Annotated in this window: 19 protein-coding genes; 10 read left to right on the forward strand and 9 right to left on the reverse strand. The window is 61.3% G+C overall.

Going from position 1 to position 18249, the window contains the following annotated elements; translation table 11 throughout:
* Window positions 1-3: 3 nt before the first annotated feature.
* From IEI94_RS14255 to erpA, 9 genes are all read right to left on the reverse strand, one after another.
* A complete protein-coding gene (locus IEI94_RS14255; protein ID WP_191167955.1) occupies window positions 4-396 on the reverse strand; it encodes an ATP synthase subunit I in 393 nt (130 codons plus the stop codon).
* Window positions 397-606: 210 nt separating this feature from the next.
* Window positions 607-1521, reverse strand: coding sequence for a ParB/RepB/Spo0J family partition protein (locus tag IEI94_RS14260; protein ID WP_191167956.1), 915 nt, complete (start codon window positions 1519-1521; stop codon window positions 607-609).
* A gap of 33 nt (window positions 1522-1554) precedes the next feature.
* Window positions 1555-2325 (reverse strand): ParA family protein, encoded by a 771-nt coding sequence (locus tag IEI94_RS14265; RefSeq protein WP_191167957.1) that lies wholly within the window; start codon window positions 2323-2325, stop codon window positions 1555-1557.
* A gap of 40 nt (window positions 2326-2365) precedes the next feature.
* Window positions 2366-3004, reverse strand: coding sequence for a 16S rRNA (guanine(527)-N(7))-methyltransferase RsmG (gene rsmG / locus IEI94_RS14270; protein WP_191167958.1), 639 nt, complete (start codon window positions 3002-3004; stop codon window positions 2366-2368).
* Window positions 3001-4905, reverse strand: coding sequence for a tRNA uridine-5-carboxymethylaminomethyl(34) synthesis enzyme MnmG (gene mnmG / locus IEI94_RS14275; RefSeq protein WP_191167959.1), 1905 nt, complete (start codon window positions 4903-4905; stop codon window positions 3001-3003). Before mnmG ends, rsmG begins: the two co-directional genes overlap by 4 nt.
* Window positions 4906-5462: 557 nt before the next feature.
* A complete protein-coding gene (locus IEI94_RS14280) occupies window positions 5463-6233 on the reverse strand; it encodes an amino acid ABC transporter ATP-binding protein (protein WP_191167960.1) in 771 nt (256 codons plus the stop codon).
* A gap of 10 nt (window positions 6234-6243) precedes the next feature.
* A complete protein-coding gene (locus IEI94_RS14285; RefSeq protein ID WP_191167961.1) occupies window positions 6244-6915 on the reverse strand; it encodes an amino acid ABC transporter permease in 672 nt (223 codons plus the stop codon).
* 80 nt (window positions 6916-6995) lie between these two features.
* Window positions 6996-7781, reverse strand: a complete 786-nt coding sequence (locus IEI94_RS14290; protein ID WP_191167962.1) for a transporter substrate-binding domain-containing protein — start codon at window positions 7779-7781, stop codon at window positions 6996-6998.
* 103 nt (window positions 7782-7884) lie between these two features.
* Entirely contained in the window at window positions 7885-8238 is a 354-nt protein-coding gene (erpA, locus tag IEI94_RS14295; protein WP_191167963.1) for an iron-sulfur cluster insertion protein ErpA, read from the reverse strand.
* A gap of 195 nt (window positions 8239-8433) precedes the next feature.
* On the opposite strand from erpA, the gene IEI94_RS14300 reads away from it, so the two are divergent.
* The 10 genes from IEI94_RS14300 to IEI94_RS14345 all read left to right on the forward strand — a co-directional run bounded on the left by IEI94_RS14300 (window position 8434) and on the right by IEI94_RS14345 (window position 18222).
* Window positions 8434-10185: a chloride channel protein gene (locus IEI94_RS14300; RefSeq protein WP_191167964.1), complete on the forward strand. Its 1752-nt coding sequence runs from the start codon at window positions 8434-8436 to the stop codon at window positions 10183-10185.
* Window positions 10186-10222: 37 nt separating this feature from the next.
* A complete protein-coding gene (gene hemJ, locus IEI94_RS14305; protein WP_191167965.1) occupies window positions 10223-10654 on the forward strand; it encodes a protoporphyrinogen oxidase HemJ in 432 nt (143 codons plus the stop codon).
* Window positions 10654-11520: a bifunctional hydroxymethylpyrimidine kinase/phosphomethylpyrimidine kinase gene (thiD, locus tag IEI94_RS14310; RefSeq protein ID WP_191167966.1), complete on the forward strand. Its 867-nt coding sequence runs from the start codon at window positions 10654-10656 to the stop codon at window positions 11518-11520. The genes hemJ and thiD overlap by 1 nt, the downstream gene beginning before the upstream one ends.
* Window positions 11510-12190 (forward strand): thiamine phosphate synthase, encoded by a 681-nt coding sequence (thiE, locus tag IEI94_RS14315; RefSeq protein WP_191167967.1) that lies wholly within the window; start codon window positions 11510-11512, stop codon window positions 12188-12190. Before thiD ends, thiE begins: the two co-directional genes overlap by 11 nt.
* Before the next feature lie 89 nt (window positions 12191-12279).
* Window positions 12280-13572, forward strand: coding sequence for a glutamate-1-semialdehyde 2,1-aminomutase (hemL, locus tag IEI94_RS14320; RefSeq protein ID WP_191167968.1), 1293 nt, complete (start codon window positions 12280-12282; stop codon window positions 13570-13572).
* Window positions 13569-14771 (forward strand): bifunctional aminoglycoside phosphotransferase/ATP-binding protein, encoded by a 1203-nt coding sequence (locus IEI94_RS14325; protein WP_191167969.1) that lies wholly within the window; start codon window positions 13569-13571, stop codon window positions 14769-14771. The genes hemL and IEI94_RS14325 overlap by 4 nt, the downstream gene beginning before the upstream one ends.
* A 395-nt stretch (window positions 14772-15166) precedes the next feature.
* Window positions 15167-16333, forward strand: a complete 1167-nt coding sequence (locus tag IEI94_RS14330; RefSeq protein WP_191167970.1) for a hypothetical protein — start codon at window positions 15167-15169, stop codon at window positions 16331-16333.
* 77 nt (window positions 16334-16410) lie between these two features.
* Window positions 16411-16794: a hypothetical protein gene (locus IEI94_RS14335; RefSeq protein WP_191167971.1), complete on the forward strand. Its 384-nt coding sequence runs from the start codon at window positions 16411-16413 to the stop codon at window positions 16792-16794.
* 43 nt (window positions 16795-16837) lie between these two features.
* Entirely contained in the window at window positions 16838-17536 is a 699-nt protein-coding gene (locus IEI94_RS14340; RefSeq protein ID WP_224750148.1) for a C39 family peptidase, read from the forward strand.
* Window positions 17533-18222, forward strand: a complete 690-nt coding sequence (locus IEI94_RS14345) for a hypothetical protein (RefSeq protein WP_191167973.1) — start codon at window positions 17533-17535, stop codon at window positions 18220-18222. Before IEI94_RS14340 ends, IEI94_RS14345 begins: the two co-directional genes overlap by 4 nt.
* Window positions 18223-18249 lie beyond the last annotated feature (27 nt).

Raw genomic sequence — 18249 nt, forward strand, 5'->3', positions numbered from 1 at the left:
AGGTCAGGGGGTCGGCCGGTCACGCAGTAGCCAGGGGGTCAGCCAATGCATGCTGTGGGCCGCCACATAGGCGATAAAGAAAAAAGTCGGGTTTGAGGGGGGCGCTGCGACGAACACCATCACGAACAGTGCCACCGTCAAACCAAACTTACCGACTGCTGCTTGATAGAAATTGAACACGCTGGTGCGGGGGCGTCTGCCACCGCGAACCCGCAGCCCGCGCCACAGGAAATAGATGGTGGGCAGCAGGGCCACACCCCCTCCCAACAGCGCACTGTGCATGGCCCCTAAACCGGCGCCCCACAGCGCCAACAGGCCAATCACCGCCATCGACATCAGCTGGGCCAGCGGCAGACGCTGCCATGCCAGCTCTCTTCGGCGGGCGCTGCTATGCATTGCATCACCTCGTTGCGGCGTCCGTCACGTCGGCAATAGCCATCCAGCGCGGCAGCGTGTCACGCCCATCATTCAAGCAAACAACCGCGGATTATAGGGAAGCCCCCCACCACCTTCAACCGACGCTGCACCGATTTTGCCCGATATGACGCCCGTTTATGACCAATGGGGGAGATAACGACCGTCAAATAAAGTAGCGTGCTAACTTACTCAGCGGATGTGCTCGAGAATCCCGTCGAGTTCATCGAGACTCGCGTAACGAATCGTCAGGCGTCCCTTGCCCCCGCGACCGTGCTGGATCTTGACCGGCGCGCCGAGAAGATCGCCCAGGCGCGTTTCCAGTCGTGTCACATCGGGGCTGGGAGCGGGCTTGTCGGCCTTCTTCGGTTCACCGGCGGCGAGACGCTTGACCAGCGCCTCGGTATCGCGAACCGTGAGGTCCTGGTTGACCACTTCGTGAGCCGCACGGCGCTGCTTGGCGCCGCTCAACGACAGCAGCGCTCGGGCGTGCCCCATGTCCAGATCGCCGCGCTCGAGCAGCGTCTGCACCTCCGGGTCGAGCGCCATCAGCCGCAGCAGATTGGCCACCTGGGCCCGCGACTTACCCACCGCATCGGCGGTCTGCTGCTGGGTCAGCTCGAACTCCTCCATCAGACGTTTGAGGGCCATCGCCTCTTCCATCGGGTTGAGGTTCTCGCGCTGGATATTCTCGATCAGCGCCAGTGCCAGGGCGACCTGGTCGCTCACCTCGCGAATCACCGCGGGAATGGTGTCCAACTCGGCGAGTTGAGCCGCACGCCAGCGGCGTTCGCCGGCAATGATTTCGTAACGTGCCTCGCCGATCGGCCGCACCACGATCGGCTGCATCACCCCTTGAGCGCGAATCGAGTCGGCCAATTCTTCCAGCGCTTCGGGCTGGATATCACGGCGCGGCTGGTACTTGCCACGACTCAACTGCCCCAGCGGCAGACGCTCGAGGCGCTCCTCGGCAGCACCGGGCGGCGCCTCGACGGGATCTCCGCCGGCCTCTAGATCCACCTCGGCCAACGGCTCACCGTCGCGACGCCGAGCACTGCTGCCGATCAGGGCATCCAGGCCACGTCCCAAGGCACGTTTACGGGTCATCGGCACTTCCTCACTCGCAGATGGCGGTGTCGCTTATAGCGACAGACGACGAATCAGTTCCTTGGCCAGCACCCGATGGGCCTGGCTGCCGCGCGAGAAGCGCGCGTACTTGGTCACCGGCAAGCCGTGGCTGGGCGCTTCGGCGACCCGCACGTTGCGCGGTATGGTGGTCTTGAGCAGCGTGTCACCGAAATAGTCGCGCAGCTGCTTGCTGATGTCTCGAGTCAGGCTGTTACGCGAGTCGAACATGGTGCGCACGATGCCAAGAATCTCGAGATTGGGGTTCACGCTGTCCTTGATCTGTTCGACGGTGTCGAGCAGCGCCGAAAGCCCTTCGAGCGCGTAGAACTCGCACTGCAACGGGATCAGCAGGCCGTCGGCCGCGGTCAGCGCATTGACGGTGAGCATATTGAGCGACGGCGGGCAGTCGATCAGCACCACGTCGTACTCGGCGGCCAGTTCACGCACCGCCTCCAGAAGGCAACGCTCGCGCCCCTCGTCGCGGTCGAGCAGGTCAACCTCGGCGGCGGTCAGGTCTCCGTTACCGGGCAGCAGCGCATAGCCGGCCTGGGGGCAGTCGAGAATCACCTCTGTGGCGCGTTTGTCACCCATCAGTACGTCGAGCACGCTGCCATCGAGCTCGTGCTTGTCGATGCCGCTGCCCATGGTGGCATGGCCTTGTGGATCGAGATCGACCAGCAGTACGCGTCGGTCAAGCGCTGCCAGGCTGGCGGCGAGGTTGACGGCTGTGGTGGTCTTGCCCACGCCACCTTTCTGATTGGTCAAGGCGATAATCTTGGTCACGAGCGACTTCCTTCCTTGTGCCGGCCTGCCGAGGGTAGGCCTAGGTGAGACCGAGGCGTTCGAGTACCAGCAGCTGCCGCTGAGCGCTCTCGAAGGGCACGTTCAGCGTATGACGCTGTCGCAGTCCGACGCTGGTCGGCAATCCTGCCAGTTCTTCGTCGGCGCCGGGGCCCTTCATGGCCAACCACTGCCCTCCAGGAGCGAGCAAATGATCGCTCAGCGCCACGAAGTCGTCGAGGCTGGCGAAGGCGCGTGAGATCACCTGATCAAACGGCTCTGCTTCGAGCGCTTCGACCCGCGCTTGAATCGGCGTCACGTTGTCGAGTCCCAATTCCAGCACAGCCTGGCGTTGAAAGCGTACTTTCTTGCCATTGCTGTCGAGCAGGCTGACCTTGAGATGCGGGGCGAGAATCGCCAGCACCAGTCCGGGAAAGCCTGGCCCAGCGCCCACGTCGAGCAGTGTCGGCCCGCTCACAAAGGGTAGCACTGCGGCGCTGTCCAGCAGGTGGCGCGGCACCATCTCATCCAGCGAGCGTACCGCGGTGAGGTTATAGGCGCGGTTCCACTTGTGCAACAGCGCCAGCAGGGCGTGCAGTTGCTCGCGCTGATGGTGACTTGGAGTAATTTCGAGCTGAGCCAGCCCGTCGTCGAGTCGGGCTGCGATAGCGGTATCGATCATCCGTTAGCGACCCGAGTATCGTCCAGCAGACGGCGTTTCTTGAGATGGATCAGCAGAATCGACACGGCAGCCGGCGTTACTCCGGCGATCCGACCCGCTTGCGCCAAGGTGGCCGGGCGCGCCGCGTTGAGCTTCTGGCGAATCTCGTGGGACAGCCCTTCGACGTTGTCGAAATCGAGCTCTGCCGGCAGCGGTGTCGCCTCGTGGCGTTTGAGTTTGTCGATCTCGTCCTGCTGACGAGCAATATAGCCCTGATACTTGGCCTGAATCTGGACCTGCTCAGCCACGGACTCATCGTCGACCGCCTGGCCTTGGATGCCCGGCAGCGAGGCGAGGTCGTGATAGTCCAGTTCGGGACGTTTCAGCAAATCGATCAATGAGTACTCATGCGTCAACGGTTTGCCGATTTTATCGGCAATGGACTGAGCGGCCTGGGTACCAGGTTGTACCCAGCTCGCCTTGAGGCGCGCTTGTTCGCGCTCGACCGCTTCGAGTTTGGTGCTGAACGCCGCCCAGCGGGTATCGTCCACCAGGCCCAGTTCTCGACCGATCTCGGTGAGTCGCAGGTCGGCGTTGTCTTCACGCAACAGCAGGCGGTACTCGGCCCGCGAGGTGAACATGCGGTAAGGCTCCTGAGTACCCATGCTGATCAGGTCATCGACCAGGACCCCCAGATATGCCTCATCACGACGCGGTGACCAGCTGGCCAAGCCTTGCGCCCGGCGTGCGGCGTTGAGACCGGCCAGCAGGCCCTGGGCGCCAGCTTCCTCGTAGCCGGTAGTGCCATTGATCTGTCCGGCAAAGAACAGATTGTCGATAAATTTGGTTTCCAGCGAGTGCTTGAGGTCGCGGGGATCGAAAAAGTCGTACTCGATGGCGTAACCGGGACGGGTGATATGGGCATTTTCAAGCCCCTTGATCGAGCGGACCACCTGGAGCTGCACGTCAAACGGCAGCGACGTGGATATGCCGTTGGGATAGAGCTCGTGGGTGTCCAGGCCTTCCGGCTCAACGAATATCTGATGGCTGGACTTGTCGGCAAAGCGGTGAACCTTGTCTTCGATCGACGGGCAGTAGCGCGGCCCAACACCATCGATTACCCCGGAATACATCGGTGAACGATCGAGATTGGCGAAGATGATCTCGTGGGTCCGCTCGTTGGTATGGGCGATATGGCAGCTGACCTGGCGCGGATGCATGCCGCGGTCGCCGAGGTAGGACATCACCGGAGTGGGACTATCGCCTGGCTGCTCCTCGAGCTGGCTGAAATCGACGCTCTTGGCATCCAGTCTCGGAGGGGTCCCGGTCTTCAGCCGTGAGACGTTGAACGGCAGGGCCCGCAGCCTCTCGGCCAGCGCGTTAGAGGATGGATCACCGGCGCGTCCCCCGCGGCTCTGATCGAGGCCGATATGAATCACCCCGCCCAGGAAAGTCCCGGTGCACAGCACGACGCTTTGGGCATGGAAGCGAATACCGGTTTCCGTGACCACCCCGGTGACGCTATCGCCGTCGACAATCAGGTCGCCAGCGGCTTGTTGGAACAGCGTCAAGTTGGGTTGCCGTTCCAGCATGCCGCGAATAGCGGCTTTGTAACGGATACGATCGGCTTGAGCCCGGGTGGCGCGAACGGCGGGACCCTTGCGAGCGTTGAGCACCCGAAACTGGATCCCTCCCCGGTCAGTGGCCAGGGCCATGGCACCGCCCAGTGCATCGATCTCCTTGACCAGATGACTCTTGCCGATCCCGCCAATGGCCGGATTGCAGGACATCTGACCGAGGGTCTCGATGTTATGGGTCAGCAGCAGGGTCTGACAGCCCATGCGAGCGGAGGCCAGAGCGGCTTCGGTTCCCGCATGGCCACCGCCGATGACGATGACGTCAAAGCGGTCGGGGTAATCCACGTTGCACCTCGTATTGGCACCAACAGGCGCCTAAAAAATGATCAATCTCGAAAACTGGCCGCCCAGTATAAACCTCCTGTGGGTAACCGTCAGGGGTTTTCCACATGAGGTTGATCAGGTTCGGTCTGGACTGGGCTAACAAGAATAAAAATAAGTAAAGTAAGTAAGAAGTTCTGTTGTTGTAGTTACTACTAGTGTGGACACTTTCTGTGGGTAAGCTCCCTTTCCCCATATTTTTCATTGCTTTGCATTGTTGACCATCGAGCGCACAAGCGGCGTATCAACAGCGGAGAGGTGGTCGAGAACCTGTGGATGAAAGTGGTAGTTGTGCACACCCCAAAGCGTGCACCGTTTATCCACCGAGCTCGTGGGCTCTTGTTACCGCGGTCGCGCACACCCTGGTGAAAAATTCACCAGCGCGATGGTGGCGGGGCTCGGAGAGGATTTCAGCGGGATGTAAATTTTTTTTGTCCACAGCCCCAAAAAGCGCCAAATAGCGCAAAAAAAGGCCCGTCGCATAGCGACGGGCCTTTTAAAAAGGTGGTTGAGATAGCTAGTCAGTGCTTGAGAACCCGTGACAAGAAGCTTTGGGTACGGGCGTGCTGTGGATTGTCGAACACCTCGGCCGGGGGACCCTGCTCGATGATTTCGCCACTGTGGATATAGATCACCCGGTCGGCCACCTCGCGGGCAAAGCCCATCTCGTGGGTGACGATCATCATGGTCATGCCTTCCCGGGCCAGCTCGCGCATGGCGTCGAGCACCTCACCGATCATCTCCGGGTCGAGGGCCGAGGTGGGCTCATCGAACAGCATTAATCTCGGCTCCATGGCCAGTGCCCTGGCCAGTGCCACGCGCTGCTGCTGGCCGCCGGAGAGCTGGCTGGGGTACTTGTCGGCCTGGTCGCTGATGCCGACCCGCTCCAGCAATCGCTGGGCGGTGGCGCTGGCCTGCTGCCGGCTCACGCCGCGTACCTTGAGGGGGGCCAGGGTGATATTGTCGCGTACGCTGAGATGGGGAAACAGATTGAACTGCTGAAACACCATGCCGACCTCGGTGCGGATGGTCTGCAGCGCCTTGCTGCTCTTGCCGTGCGGGGTCAGCGCGTTGCCGTCGACCTCGATATGGCCGTCCTGAAACTCCTCGAGGCCGTTGATGCAGCGGATCAACGTCGACTTGCCGGAGCCGCTGGCGCCGATGATCACCACCACTTCGCCGGGGGCGACGCTGAGTTCGATGTCCTTGAGCACGTGCAGGCTGCCAAAATGCTTGTTGACCAGTTGCATGTGCACGATGGGTTGAGACGCGGCGTTGGATTGGGTAGTCATGCAGGGCTCCTTATTGTCCGACCAGGCCGCGGCGCTCCAGCTGGCGCAGGATCAGCGAGAGTGTCCAGGTGATTGCCAGATACATCAGCGCCACCATGAAGTAGACCTCCAGGGCAGTGAAGGTGGTGGCGATATAGATCTGGCCTTGGCGCACCAGCTCGCCTACGCCGATCACCGAGAACAGCGAGGTATCCTTGATACTGATGATGCCCTGGTTACCCAGAGGGGGAATCATGCGCCGAAACGCCTGGGGCCAGATGATGTAGCGAAACGATTGGGTGCGTGACAAGCCCAGCGACAGGGATGCTTCACGCTGACCACGCTCGATCGACTGCACGCCGCCGCGCACGATCTCCGATATATAGGCGCCGGAGTTGATGGCGATGGCGGCAATGCCGGCTACCAGGGCGTTGATCGGGCCGCCTAGCAGTTGCGGCAGGCCGTAGAAGATGAACAGCACCTGCACCAGGATCGGGGTGCCACGAAACACTTCAACATAGAAGATCGCCGGCCAGCGCAGCCAGCGCAGTGGACTGATGCGCAGCAAGCCGAAGAAGATACCGATAAAAAAGCCGATGGCCAGGCCGCCGAAGGAGATCAGCAGCGTATAGGGAATGCCCGGTAGCAGATGGGGGATCGAGGCAAACGCCGCCGACCAGTTGAATTGAAAGGTCAGGTCCACGTCAGGGTCTCCCGTTGAGGACAGGCAGTAGAACGTCGACGGGGCCGGGCGGACCCGGCCCCGTCAGGCTGGTGGGAGGATCAATCGGCGTCGGGGGATTCGCCGAACCACTCTTCATAGATGGCATCGTAGGTGCCGTCTTCGCGCATCTCGGCGAGGGCCTGGTTGGCCGGCTCGACCCATTCGCTGCCCTGATGGAAGACGATACCGTACTGCTGGCCCTCGTAGAGCGGCCCGACCACCTTGGTGCGGCCTTCGCCGCGGGTCTGGGAAAAGTAGGCGACGTTGGGGGCATCGTAGAAGGCGGCGTCGACGTTGCCTCCGAGCAGTGCCATATACATGTCGCTATTGCCCGGGTAGGGGGTGATATCGGCGTCGTCGCCAAGTGTTTCCTGAAGGTAGTCGTAACTGGTGGAGCCGATACGCGTGGCGATGCTCTTGCCTTCGAGGTCCTCGATGGTCTCGACGTCATCATTGTCGGCGCGGACGATGATCTGCAGGCCACTGTCGTAGTAGGGGTCGGAAAAATCGACGATTTCGGCCCGTTCTTCGGTGATCGTCACCCCAGCGATGGCAATCTCCTGATTGCCGGTCTGCACGGCGGGGATGATGCCGGCAAACTCCATGGTGGTGAGGTTGACCTCGAAGCCAGCGCGCTCGGCGACTTCGTTGATGATGTCCATGTCGAAGCCGATCATCTCGCCGGTATCGGGATCCATCATTTCGAAGGGCACGAAGCTTGGGTCGGTTACCACGTCGACGCTCGGCAGCTCGGCGAAGGCGGTGCTGGAGATGCCGAGACCCAAGGCAACGGCAGCGCTAAGCGCGGTGCGTGGCAGATAACGATCTAGCAGATTGCTGTGCATGTGGTTCCCCATTGTAGAACGATTGTTTATGGAACTCGCCAATAAACCATGGCGAGATAATGGGGAAGCGTCAAGCAGCAGCAGATTGTGCTGAGCCAGTGATTCAGACCATGAAGGAGGCGCCGCAGCCGCAGGTGGTAGTGGCATTGGGGTTCTGGATCACGAAACGCGCGCCAGCTAGCCCCCGTTCGAAGTCGACGGTGGAGCCCACCAGATACTGATAGGAGAGAGGGTCGACGATCATCGCCACGTCATCGTAGTCGATCACGGTATCGTCATCGGCAACACTGTCTGCGAAGTCGAAGCCGTACTGGAAGCCGGAACAGCCGCCGCCGGTCACGTAGACACGCAGCTTGAGCGCTGTGTTGCCTTCTTCGCGAACCAGCTCGCGTAGTCTTGCCTGGGCGCTGTCGCTGAGAAACATCGGGCGCGGAACGAAGGATTCGGCACTGCTCATGGATGAGCTCCTGAGCCAGAGGTGAATAAACTAACCGGACAGTCCGCCATTATCGACAATCCCTAGCAAAAGGGTCAACTTTTCGCGAATGGCCAAGGGTTGGCGCAACGCCAGGCTATTGTATGCTTAACGCATACCCATGAGGTTTGGTGGCCAGTGCGTTTGGTTACTCGACCCCGCCGACAGGAGTCAGCCTTGCCTCGCTTGCGTCTACCTGATTTGAGTCTTGAACGCTTCCGACGGCAGCTGGCCAATGTCGATGCGTTACCCCAGCTATGCGTGCTGGGGTTGGTATCTGGTCTGGTTACCGGTGGCCTGATGGTAGGTTTCCGCTTGCTGCTCGACCTGGGCGGTTTGGCCTTCATGCCCGGCGGCGATCACGAAGCCTTTCAGGAATTGCCGCTTTGGGCGCGTGCCGCGCTGCCGATGATTGCGGTAACTCTGATCGGCCTGTGGTTGGGACGGCAGCCGCTTGCGGCACGCAAGCTCGGCGTAGGCCATGTCATCGAACGCCTTACCTACCATCAGGGGCGCTTTCCGCTGCGCAACTGGCTGAACCAGTGGTGGGTAGGGTGTGTGGCAGTACTCGGCGGTCTTTCCGCTGGCCGTGAAGGTCCGGCCATTCATCTGGGAGCGGCGGCTTCGAGCGGCATTGGCCAGCAGCTCCGTTTGCCCCACAACAGTCTCCGCGTGCTGGTCGCCTGCGGCACCGCGGCGGGGATCTCGGCGTCATTCAATACGCCTATCGCTGGGGTCATCTTTGCCATGGAAGTGGTGATGATGGAGTACACCATCGCCGGTTTCATGCCGGTGATCCTGGCGTCGACCATGGGCGCGCTGATCGCTCAACTGGTGTATGGCTCGGAGCCCGCCTTTCAGGTTCCCAGTGTGACCCTCGATTCGATGTTCAACCTGCCGTGGATCGTGGTGACCGCACTGGGTATTGGCCTGCTGGCCGGGCTATTTATCCACGTTGCGCGCAGCGGCGAAACGCTGGCGCGATGGCCGTGGTGGCAGCGGCTAACGGCGGTGGGGGTGGTGACCGGCGGCGTGGCGCTCTGGTACCCGGAAGTGCAGGGCATCGGCTATGACAGTCTGGATGCTACCCTCAACGGTGCCCTGGCGGTGGATGTGTTGCTGGCACTGGTGTTTGCCAAGCTGCTGCTGACCGCCTTTACCGTGGCCTGTGGGGTGCCGATCGGGATTATCGGTCCGATGCTGGTGGTGGGGGCTGCCGCAGGCGCGTTAAGTGGCATGCTGGGGCACTGGCTATGGCCTACCACCGCCTCGGATCCTGGGCTCTATGCCATGCTAGGCATGGCGGCGATGATGGGGGCCGTGCTGCAGGCACCTCTGGCGGCGCTGATGGCGCTGCTCGAGCTGACCCACAATCCCAACATCATCCTGCCGGGGATGCTGGCGGTGGTGGTGTCGGGGTTGACCGCGCGTCAGCTGTGTCGCTGTGATGGCTTCTTCATCGCCGTGACCCGCAACGGCCTGCACCCCTTGCAGCAGCCGCTGATGCAGGCGCTGTCGCGGGTCTCGGTACCGGCAGTGATGGAGCGTAACGTGGCCACCACCCTGCGCTGGGTGGGGCGCGACGAGGCGCGCATGCTGCTCGCCGGCAAGCCTCTTTGGCTAGTGATCCTACGCTCCAAGGACGACAAGCCGACCTTGGCGCTGAAGGCCGCCGACCTGGCCCGGGCGATGAATGACGATACCCTGTGGAACGCCGAACACCGGCTCGACCTGCTGGAGGTGCCGGGCCAGCGGCTTGAGATGGCGCCGATTCATGTCCAGGCCACGCTCAGCGAAGCCTTTGATCTGCTCAACGACCATGCGGTAGATGCGCTATACGTCGAGAACACGCGACGGCCGAAGGGGCCACGAATTTCCGGTATCATCACCCGCGACGCCATCGAAACCTATTACCGCTATCGTCGCTGAACACGGCGGCGAAGCCCCTATTGCCAGAGGAGCCGGCATGTATCTGTGGATCAAGGCGCTGCACCTGATCGCCATCATTACCTGGTTTGCGGCACTGTTCTATCTGCCGCGACTGTTTGTCTACCACGCCATGGCGCGGGACAAGGGCGACCAGCAGGCCATCGACTACTTTCTGGTCATGGAGCGCAAGCTCTACCGCGGCATCATGTTGCCGTCGATGATCGCTGTGCTGGGCTTCGGTATCTGGCTTTTGGCGCTGGCGCCGGTATGGATGACCCAGGGCTGGATGCACGTCAAGCTGCTCCTGGTGGTGCTGCTGGTGGGCTACCATCACGTCTGTCTGGCATATATGAAGAAATTTGCCGCTGGCGCCTGCGATAAATCCCATGTGTTTTTCCGCTGGTTCAACGAAGCGCCGGTCATTGCGTTGCTGATTATCGTGGTGCTGGCCGTGGTCAAGCCGTTCTGATGCTTGACGACGTGACCTACACACCACGAGTGACGAGCCGTCAATTGCCGGTGGTGCTGGTGTTGGCCGGCCACGACCCTACCAGCGGTGCAGGACTGGTGGCCGATGCCGAAGCAATCAGCGCCTGCGGCGCCTGGCCGTTGACGATTCCCACCGCCTTGACGGTACAGAGCAGTGCCGACGTCAGTGCGGTGATGCCCTGCGACCCGGATAGCATGCGCGCCATGGCCGCGGCGCTCGACGAGTTTTCGGTGGCCGCGATCAAGGTGGGGTTGATAGCGAGTCTCGAAAGCCTCGATGCAGTGGTGGATATCGTGCGCCGCTACCCAGGCGTGCCGCTGGTGATGGATCCGGTGCTCAAGGCGGGCGGAGGCCGGGAACTATCCAGTGTGGAACTGCGTGATGCGTTCCGCGAGCGGCTGCTGCCGCGAGTGGATATTCTCACTCCCAATCGCCTCGAGCTGGCGCGTCTTGGCGGTGATGAGCAGCACACTGATACCGACCGCGCCATTGCGCTGCTGTCGCTGGGCTGCCAGGCGGTGCTGGTTACCGCCACTGATGATCCGCTACCCGGAAGCGAACGGCATCAGGTGATTCATACCCTGCACACCCCCGACGAAGGGCGGCAGTGGCACTGGCCAAGGTTGCCCGGGCGCTTCCATGGCTCGGGCTGTACCCTGGCGGCGGCGTTGGCCGCGCGTCTGGCGTGTGGTGAACGCCTGCTGCCGGCTTGCGAGCAGGCCCAGGCCTATGCCTGGGAGACCCTAGAAAACGGTTGGTTGCCCGATCCGCAGCGACCCCATAGCCAGGCGTTGCCGCGACGGCTGTGGCGCCACCCCGGCTGGAGCGACCACCATGGCATCTGATTCGCTTGAATGGCAGCGTGGCCTCTATGCCATCACCGATGCCGCGCTGCTGCCCGATGACCGCACGCTGCTGAACGCCTGCGATGCCGCCTTGCGTGGCGGGTTGGCGCTGTTGCAGTATCGAGACAAGTCTGGCGATGATGCCCATCGCTGGCGCCAGGCCTCGGCGCTGGCCAGCCTATGCCAGGACTATGCGGTGCCGTTGATCATCAATGATGACACCGAGCTGGCGTTGCGCCTTCGCGAGGCGGGGTTTGCGGGGGTAGGACTGCATCTGGGGCAGGGTGATGGCGACCTCGCCTTGGCCAGGCAGCGGCTCGGTGCATCGGCGCTGATCGGTGTCACCTGCCACGCTCGCCTGGAGCTGGCTGAGCACGCCAAGGTAGAGGGCGCAAACTATGTTGCATTCGGGCGCTTCTTCACCTCACGTACCAAGCCGGAGGCGCCGCCGGCTTCGCTGTCGCTACTTTCCGAGGCGGCTTACCTGGGGCTGCCGCGGGTGGCGATCGGAGGCATCGATGCACATACCATCGCCACTGCAAGGCGCGCCGGCGCCGAGCTGTTGGCCAGCGTGCAGGCAGTATTTGGCGGCAGCGACGTCGAGGCCAGGGTACGTCGGCTCAATCGGCAACTTGCTGTGGTCGACGCCGAGCTGGCCGCATCGCCATAGCGTTATCCACAGGCAGTGCAGCCGACTTATCCGCACTGTCCAGAGAGTTATCCACAGAAATTTGCTTTTTTGACTGCCGAGAGACTGCCATGACCACTTCCGCCGAACTCTTCGAACAGGCCTGTCGCCACATTCCTGGTGGTGTCAATTCACCGGTGCGCGCCTTCAAGGGCCTGCATCGGCCGCCGGTGTTCATCGAGCGTGCTCAGGGCCCCTACCTGTTCGATGTAGAAGGCAAGCGCTACGTTGACTATGTCGGTTCCTGGGGGCCGATGATTACTGGCCACGCCGACCCCGACGTACTTGGCGCCGTGCGTGACAAGCTCGATCACGGGCTCTCCTTCGGCACCCCCACTGCGATCGAGACCCGCATGGCTGATCTAGTATGCGAGATCATCCCCAGTATCGAGCTGGTGCGTATGGTCAACTCCGGTACCGAAGCCACCATGTCGGCGATTCGCCTGGCGCGGGGCTTTACCGGCCGCGACAAGATCATCAAGTTCGAGGGCAACTACCACGGTCACTCCGACTCGTTGCTGGTCAAGGCCGGCTCAGGCGCCCTGACCCACGGCGAGCCAAGCTCCCCCGGGGTACCGGCGGCGCTGGCCGAGCACACCGTGACCCTGCCGCATAACGACCTCGATGCGGTGGAGGCGTGTTTCGAGGAGATTGGCGACCAGGTGGCCTGCATCATCGTCGAGCCGGTGGCCGGCAACATGAACTGTATTCCACCACTGCCAGGATTTCTTGAGGGGCTGCGCCGGGTCTGCGACCAGCACAACAGCGTGCTGATCTTTGACGAAGTCATGACCGGGTTCCGGATAGCGCTTGGGGGCGCTCAGGCCCACTACGGGGTGACGCCGGATCTGACCTGCCTGGGCAAGATCGTCGGGGGGGGGATGCCGGTGGGTGCTTTCGGGGGCAAGCGCGAGATCATGTCGCATATTTCACCGCTGGGACCGGTCTACCAGGCCGGTACCCTGGCCGGCAATCCGCTGGCCATGGCGGCCGGCATCGCGCTGCTGACCAAGCTGCGTGAGCCGGGCTTCCACGATGCCCTGGCCCAGCGCGTCGAAACCCTGTGTAGTGGGCTCGAGGCACGCGCCGAAGCGGCCGGTGTGGCGATGATTACCCAGCGCTCGGGTGGCATGTTCGGGATTTTCTTCACCGGCCAGTCGCGGGTTGATAACTTCGCCCAGGCTACCGCCTGCGACGCCGATGCCTTCCGGCGTTTCTTTTCGGCGATGCTCGACCGTGGTGTTTATCTGGCGCCGTCGGCCTATGAGGCGGGTTTCATGTCCAGTGCTCACGCGCCGGAGGACATTCAGGCCACCCTGGATGCCGCCGAGCAAGCCTTTGCGCTCATGGCACGTGACGATTGAGCCGCCGGCTTGTCGACCAGGAGGCCAGCGGTGAGCTGCCTCAGGAGCTGATCGACGATCTGATCGATCAACTGGTCGATTCTCATGAACAGGCCTCGCCGGTGGCTGAAGGCAGTCAGTTGGGCAGCGCGGAATCGATTGCCTCGATCATGACACGGGAATTCAGCCTGCTTCGTGCACGCCTCGGTGCCGGCGGCGATCTGGTATGTCTGGACCGTCTCGAGACGCTGGCCGATGAGGCCCATGAGCGGTTGCAGAACACACTTGCTGCGCGTCAGCGCGATGGCTTCGTGCGCGAGACCCACGGTGATATCCACTTGGGCAATGCGCTGCTGTTCGACGGCGATGAACCGCGCTGGAATGACGTGGCCTGCGACCTGGCGTTTTTGCTGATGGATCTCGAAGCACGCGATGAGCAGGTCCTCGCTCGGCATGCACTGAATCGCTATCTGGAGCTATCCGGCGACTACGGGCTGGCACGGGTGCTGAATTACTACAAGCTCTATCGAGCGCTGGTCAGGGCCAAGTTAGCCGCTATCCGTTCTCGCCAGGCAGATGACATCGGCGAGCAGCAGCAGGCGCTGGTAGAGTGCCGAGGCTATCTGAGCTTGGCAGACGGCTATGCACGCTTCACCTTTCCTTACCTGTTGATCGGCGTCGGCGTTTCGGGGAGTGGCAAGAGCCGCTTTACCGGCGAAGTGATCCTGCGCTTGGGTGGGGTTCGATTGCGTTCCGACGTCGAGCGCAAGCGGTTGTTCGGTTTTCATCCACAGGCCAGCAGCCGGCAACAGGGTGTGGATATCTATACCTCGTCAGCTACTCGGCGGACCTATCAGCGGCTCGCCAAGCTCACCGGTTTGCTACTGGAGTCTGGCTATCCGGTGTGCATCGATGCCACCTGCCTGGCGCGTTGGCAGCGGGACATGCTGGCCTGGGAGGCGGAGGGCCGTGGTCTGCCGCTGTTGACGGTAAGCTTCGAGGCCGATGAGGCGACGCTGCGTCGACGCATCGAAAAACGTGCCAAGCGCGGCGGCGCCCCCTCGGAGGCGAGCCTTACGGTGCTCGCACGCCAGTTGGCCAGCCTGGAGCCGTTTGGAGTCGACGAGCGCCGCCACCTGATTCACCTTGATACCACGGCAGACGATGCCACCGAGACCCTGGTCAGCCTTATCCAGGCCAAGGTCGGTACCTTGGCATAGGGGTGTTGCATCAATGATCACATGTTCGCCGCCATTGTGGCGAAGTGTAACGATCCTGATATTCTTCCAAGTTCTCTAACAGACTGTGGATTAAGGTATTTTTCTCTCTACCTCCATTAGCGGCGAAAAAGTGTAAACCTATTGATACTCTTGCCGTTGTTCGACCCCATCTTTTCTCTTAAATGTTACTGCGATGCCATTTTAAGACCCATCCAAATCGTTGAATATACTCCATATTTCAGTTTGTAATATTCTGTGGCACGCACCGTGCAATATCCCTTTCGATCACCAGGTTGGACGAGTCGTGCGTGTATCTAGAGCAGTCGCCGCTTCAACTTATCGTGCAACCACGTGATCACGGGAAACAAAAATCATGCATGGTATGGAGAAGGATCATGAAAAATTATGTGATTGCGGGAACGTCAATGCTGGCATTAGTCGTCGCGATTTCCGCCGCGCACGCCAACCCCAGCGCCGGTGTAGCTGACGAAGTAGATCAGGAGGTCACCTCCACGGCGATGGCGATCGGGGGGAGCAGTGGTTCGGCTAATGGCGGCAACGGTGGTAACGGAGGCTATGGCAGCAGCACTGCCAACTCTGCTGCGTTCAATGCCTTCGATGAGATCGATGATGAGGACAACGGTTTCAGCGCCAACAGCACTGCCACCAGTGGGTCCGGTACCGGCGGAGCGGGTGGTATGGGAGGGGCTGGGGGGACCTCCGGTGCAGGTGGTGACGCCTGGGCGATGAGCGAATCCTATAACACTTCGACCAGCGTGATCGCGCTTCAGGAACTGCAGTCCACCGTGACCGGATCGCGGATCTATATCAACGCGGGTGACGGTGCGGTAGGTGCGGTAGGTGGTGACGGTGGCGATGCACTGGCGGTAACCGCTGCGCTGGGCGCAGGTGGTGACGGTGGTAGTGGTACCGGCGGTGACGGCGGTGAAGCCGATGCCAATGCTGGAGACGGTTACGATGGTGGCGATGGCACAGGCCTGGGTCTGGGCTTGGGCCTCGCCAGTGGCACCGGCGGCAGCAGCGATGCCGACAGCGGTGACACAAACGGCTATGGCGGGACTGGGCAAGGCTTGGCTGCCATCGTTGCGGACGACTTCGATGATGACAATGCCAACAACGCGACTGTCGGCGACAGCAGCAACGGTGACACCACCTCCGGATCAATGGTTGCTGGAGGCACCGGTGGAGCAGGCTCCGGTACCGCTAGCGGTGATGGCAGCGGCACTGGAACCGGCGGAGACGGTGGTACCGGCGGCGATGCGCTGGCCCAGGGCGGCGCTGGCGGTAATGGCAACGGCGGCGGAGGTGGCGGTGCAACCTCCACCAGCGGCGATGCCATGGCCCAGGCCGGCAATGGCGGCAACGGTGGCAACGGAGGCAATGGTGGTGCCGCGAGCCTGATGACCGGCAGCGCCAGCATGGCGGCAGGTGCTGGTACCTTCGGCGGGATTGCCAACATGAACCTGTCGACCGGGATCTACAACTCCCAGCTGGCAGCCACCAACGTTGCGGCTCACAGCAATGTGAATATCGGCAACTGATCTAGTAGTAACGACGACTGATGGGCTGGCGGGTTACCGCCAGCCTCTCTTCGCTACACGCCATTGGAGGGGAAATCATGAAACAGCGTGGATTGTCAGGGATCTGCCTGGGAGTTGCCGTATTGCTATCGTCGCCATGGGCACTGGCGGATGGCATGTCAGCCGCCGAACAGAAAAGCGAGGGGTTCGCAGCACTCGAGATGATCGAGCATCAGGAGCTCGCCCATCTGCATGGACGAGAAGGCGGATTCAATCTGGTCAACGTACAGAGCATTCAACATCTCGATGCAGCGGTGTCCGGTGCCTCCTTCACCGCGGGCACTATCGTTAGTGGCAACGTCGTGATCGAAAACCGCGCGCTGGACAATTTTTCCGGTATCGGGCTGTTCAATATCAACACCGGCCATAGCAATGCCGTGAACACCGGCGTCAATATCAGTATCTATGCCCCGACGCAGTGAGTTGGCATGCCGTCGAGTGGCGGCTCAATCCATGGAGAATGCCATGCATCCTGTCACCCTCTGCCGATATCTGCTGCTGCTGTATCTGGGGACTTCTGGTGTCGCAATGGCCGGCAGCGTACACATTCAGGGGCCATTCGGCAGCGTCAATATAGCCGCCCGCAGTCTTGAGTCGATGCGCTGGGACCGTGTGATACCCCAACAATACGACTATAGCTGTGGCGCCGCCGCGGTGGCCACACTGCTGACCTTTCACTATGGACGCCCGACGAGTGAAGCTGAGGTCTTCGAGCAAATGATTGCTACCGGGGACGTCGAGCAGATTCAGGAGCAGGGCTTCTCGATGCTCGATATGAAACGCTATCTCGACGATCAGGGACTCAATGCCGATGGCTTCAGGGTCTCGCTGGAGGATCTGGCGCGGATTGGCGTGCCGGCGATTACCTTGATCAATACTGGTGGCTACCGCCACTTCGTGGTGGTCAAGGGCATGGATGAACACAATATCGTCGTCGCGGATCCTGCCGTGGGGACGGTCATCGTGCCGATCGAGCACTTCGCCACGCTATGGAGCGGCACGGTGCTTGGTGCGCGTGCTGACATGCTACTGGCCCAGCAAAACTTCAATCATGACAGTGACTGGCGATTGAGAGCCAAGGCGCCCAAGCAACAGGTGATCAGGCGCACCCCGATGTCCAGCATGATACTCAATCTGCCAGCCCATAATGAGATGGGGCGATGAACATGAAGCATACCACTCTACCGCTGGCATGCTGGACGCATTGGAGCTGGTGGAAAGTGGCTCTGATCACAGCTTGCCTACTGCCTGCAAGCGCCCTGCAGTCCGCTGGCTTCTATGCCGCTATTGATCACGATGCTGTTTGGTTGGCTCAGCGGCCACAGACAACGGAACAACAAGAAGTGCCATTCTTTGCCGAAGCCGCGATGCTTGACGAGGCGAATCTGGAGACGCTGCGCGGCGGTTTTTCGGTTTCAGGAATGGATCTGCACTTCGGGGCCGTGCTCAAGACGCAGATCGACAGCATGGTGCTCGAGTCGATCATAAACATTGATCAGTCTGGAGCACGTTTGACTTCGCAGATGCTGAATGGAGCAGATATCGGCTCATTACCAGGCGATATCCAAGCCAAGGTGGTCGGCGCGGGGGCATCGATCAATGATGTAGCCCCGGGATCCCTTAAACTGACCGGACTGAAGGACTTCTCAGGCCTTGCACTCAGTGACAGCAAGGGGTTCACCGCAGCGTTACACAACATCACCAAGCAGGCGATCGTCAGTGCGGTGGTTAGCGATGCTTCCCAACGCAGTGTCCAACAGACCATTGATATCAATATCAATGTCGGAAACATGCCAGCACTCCGATCCGCTTCGCAACGCCAGGCAATTCTCAATTCGCTGGCCCGTTGAGGCTAGCGAGAGGTTGGCGTTAGCAGC

Source organism: Halomonas sp. ML-15, assembly GCF_014779595.1.
GTDB lineage: Bacteria > Pseudomonadota > Gammaproteobacteria > Pseudomonadales > Halomonadaceae > Franzmannia.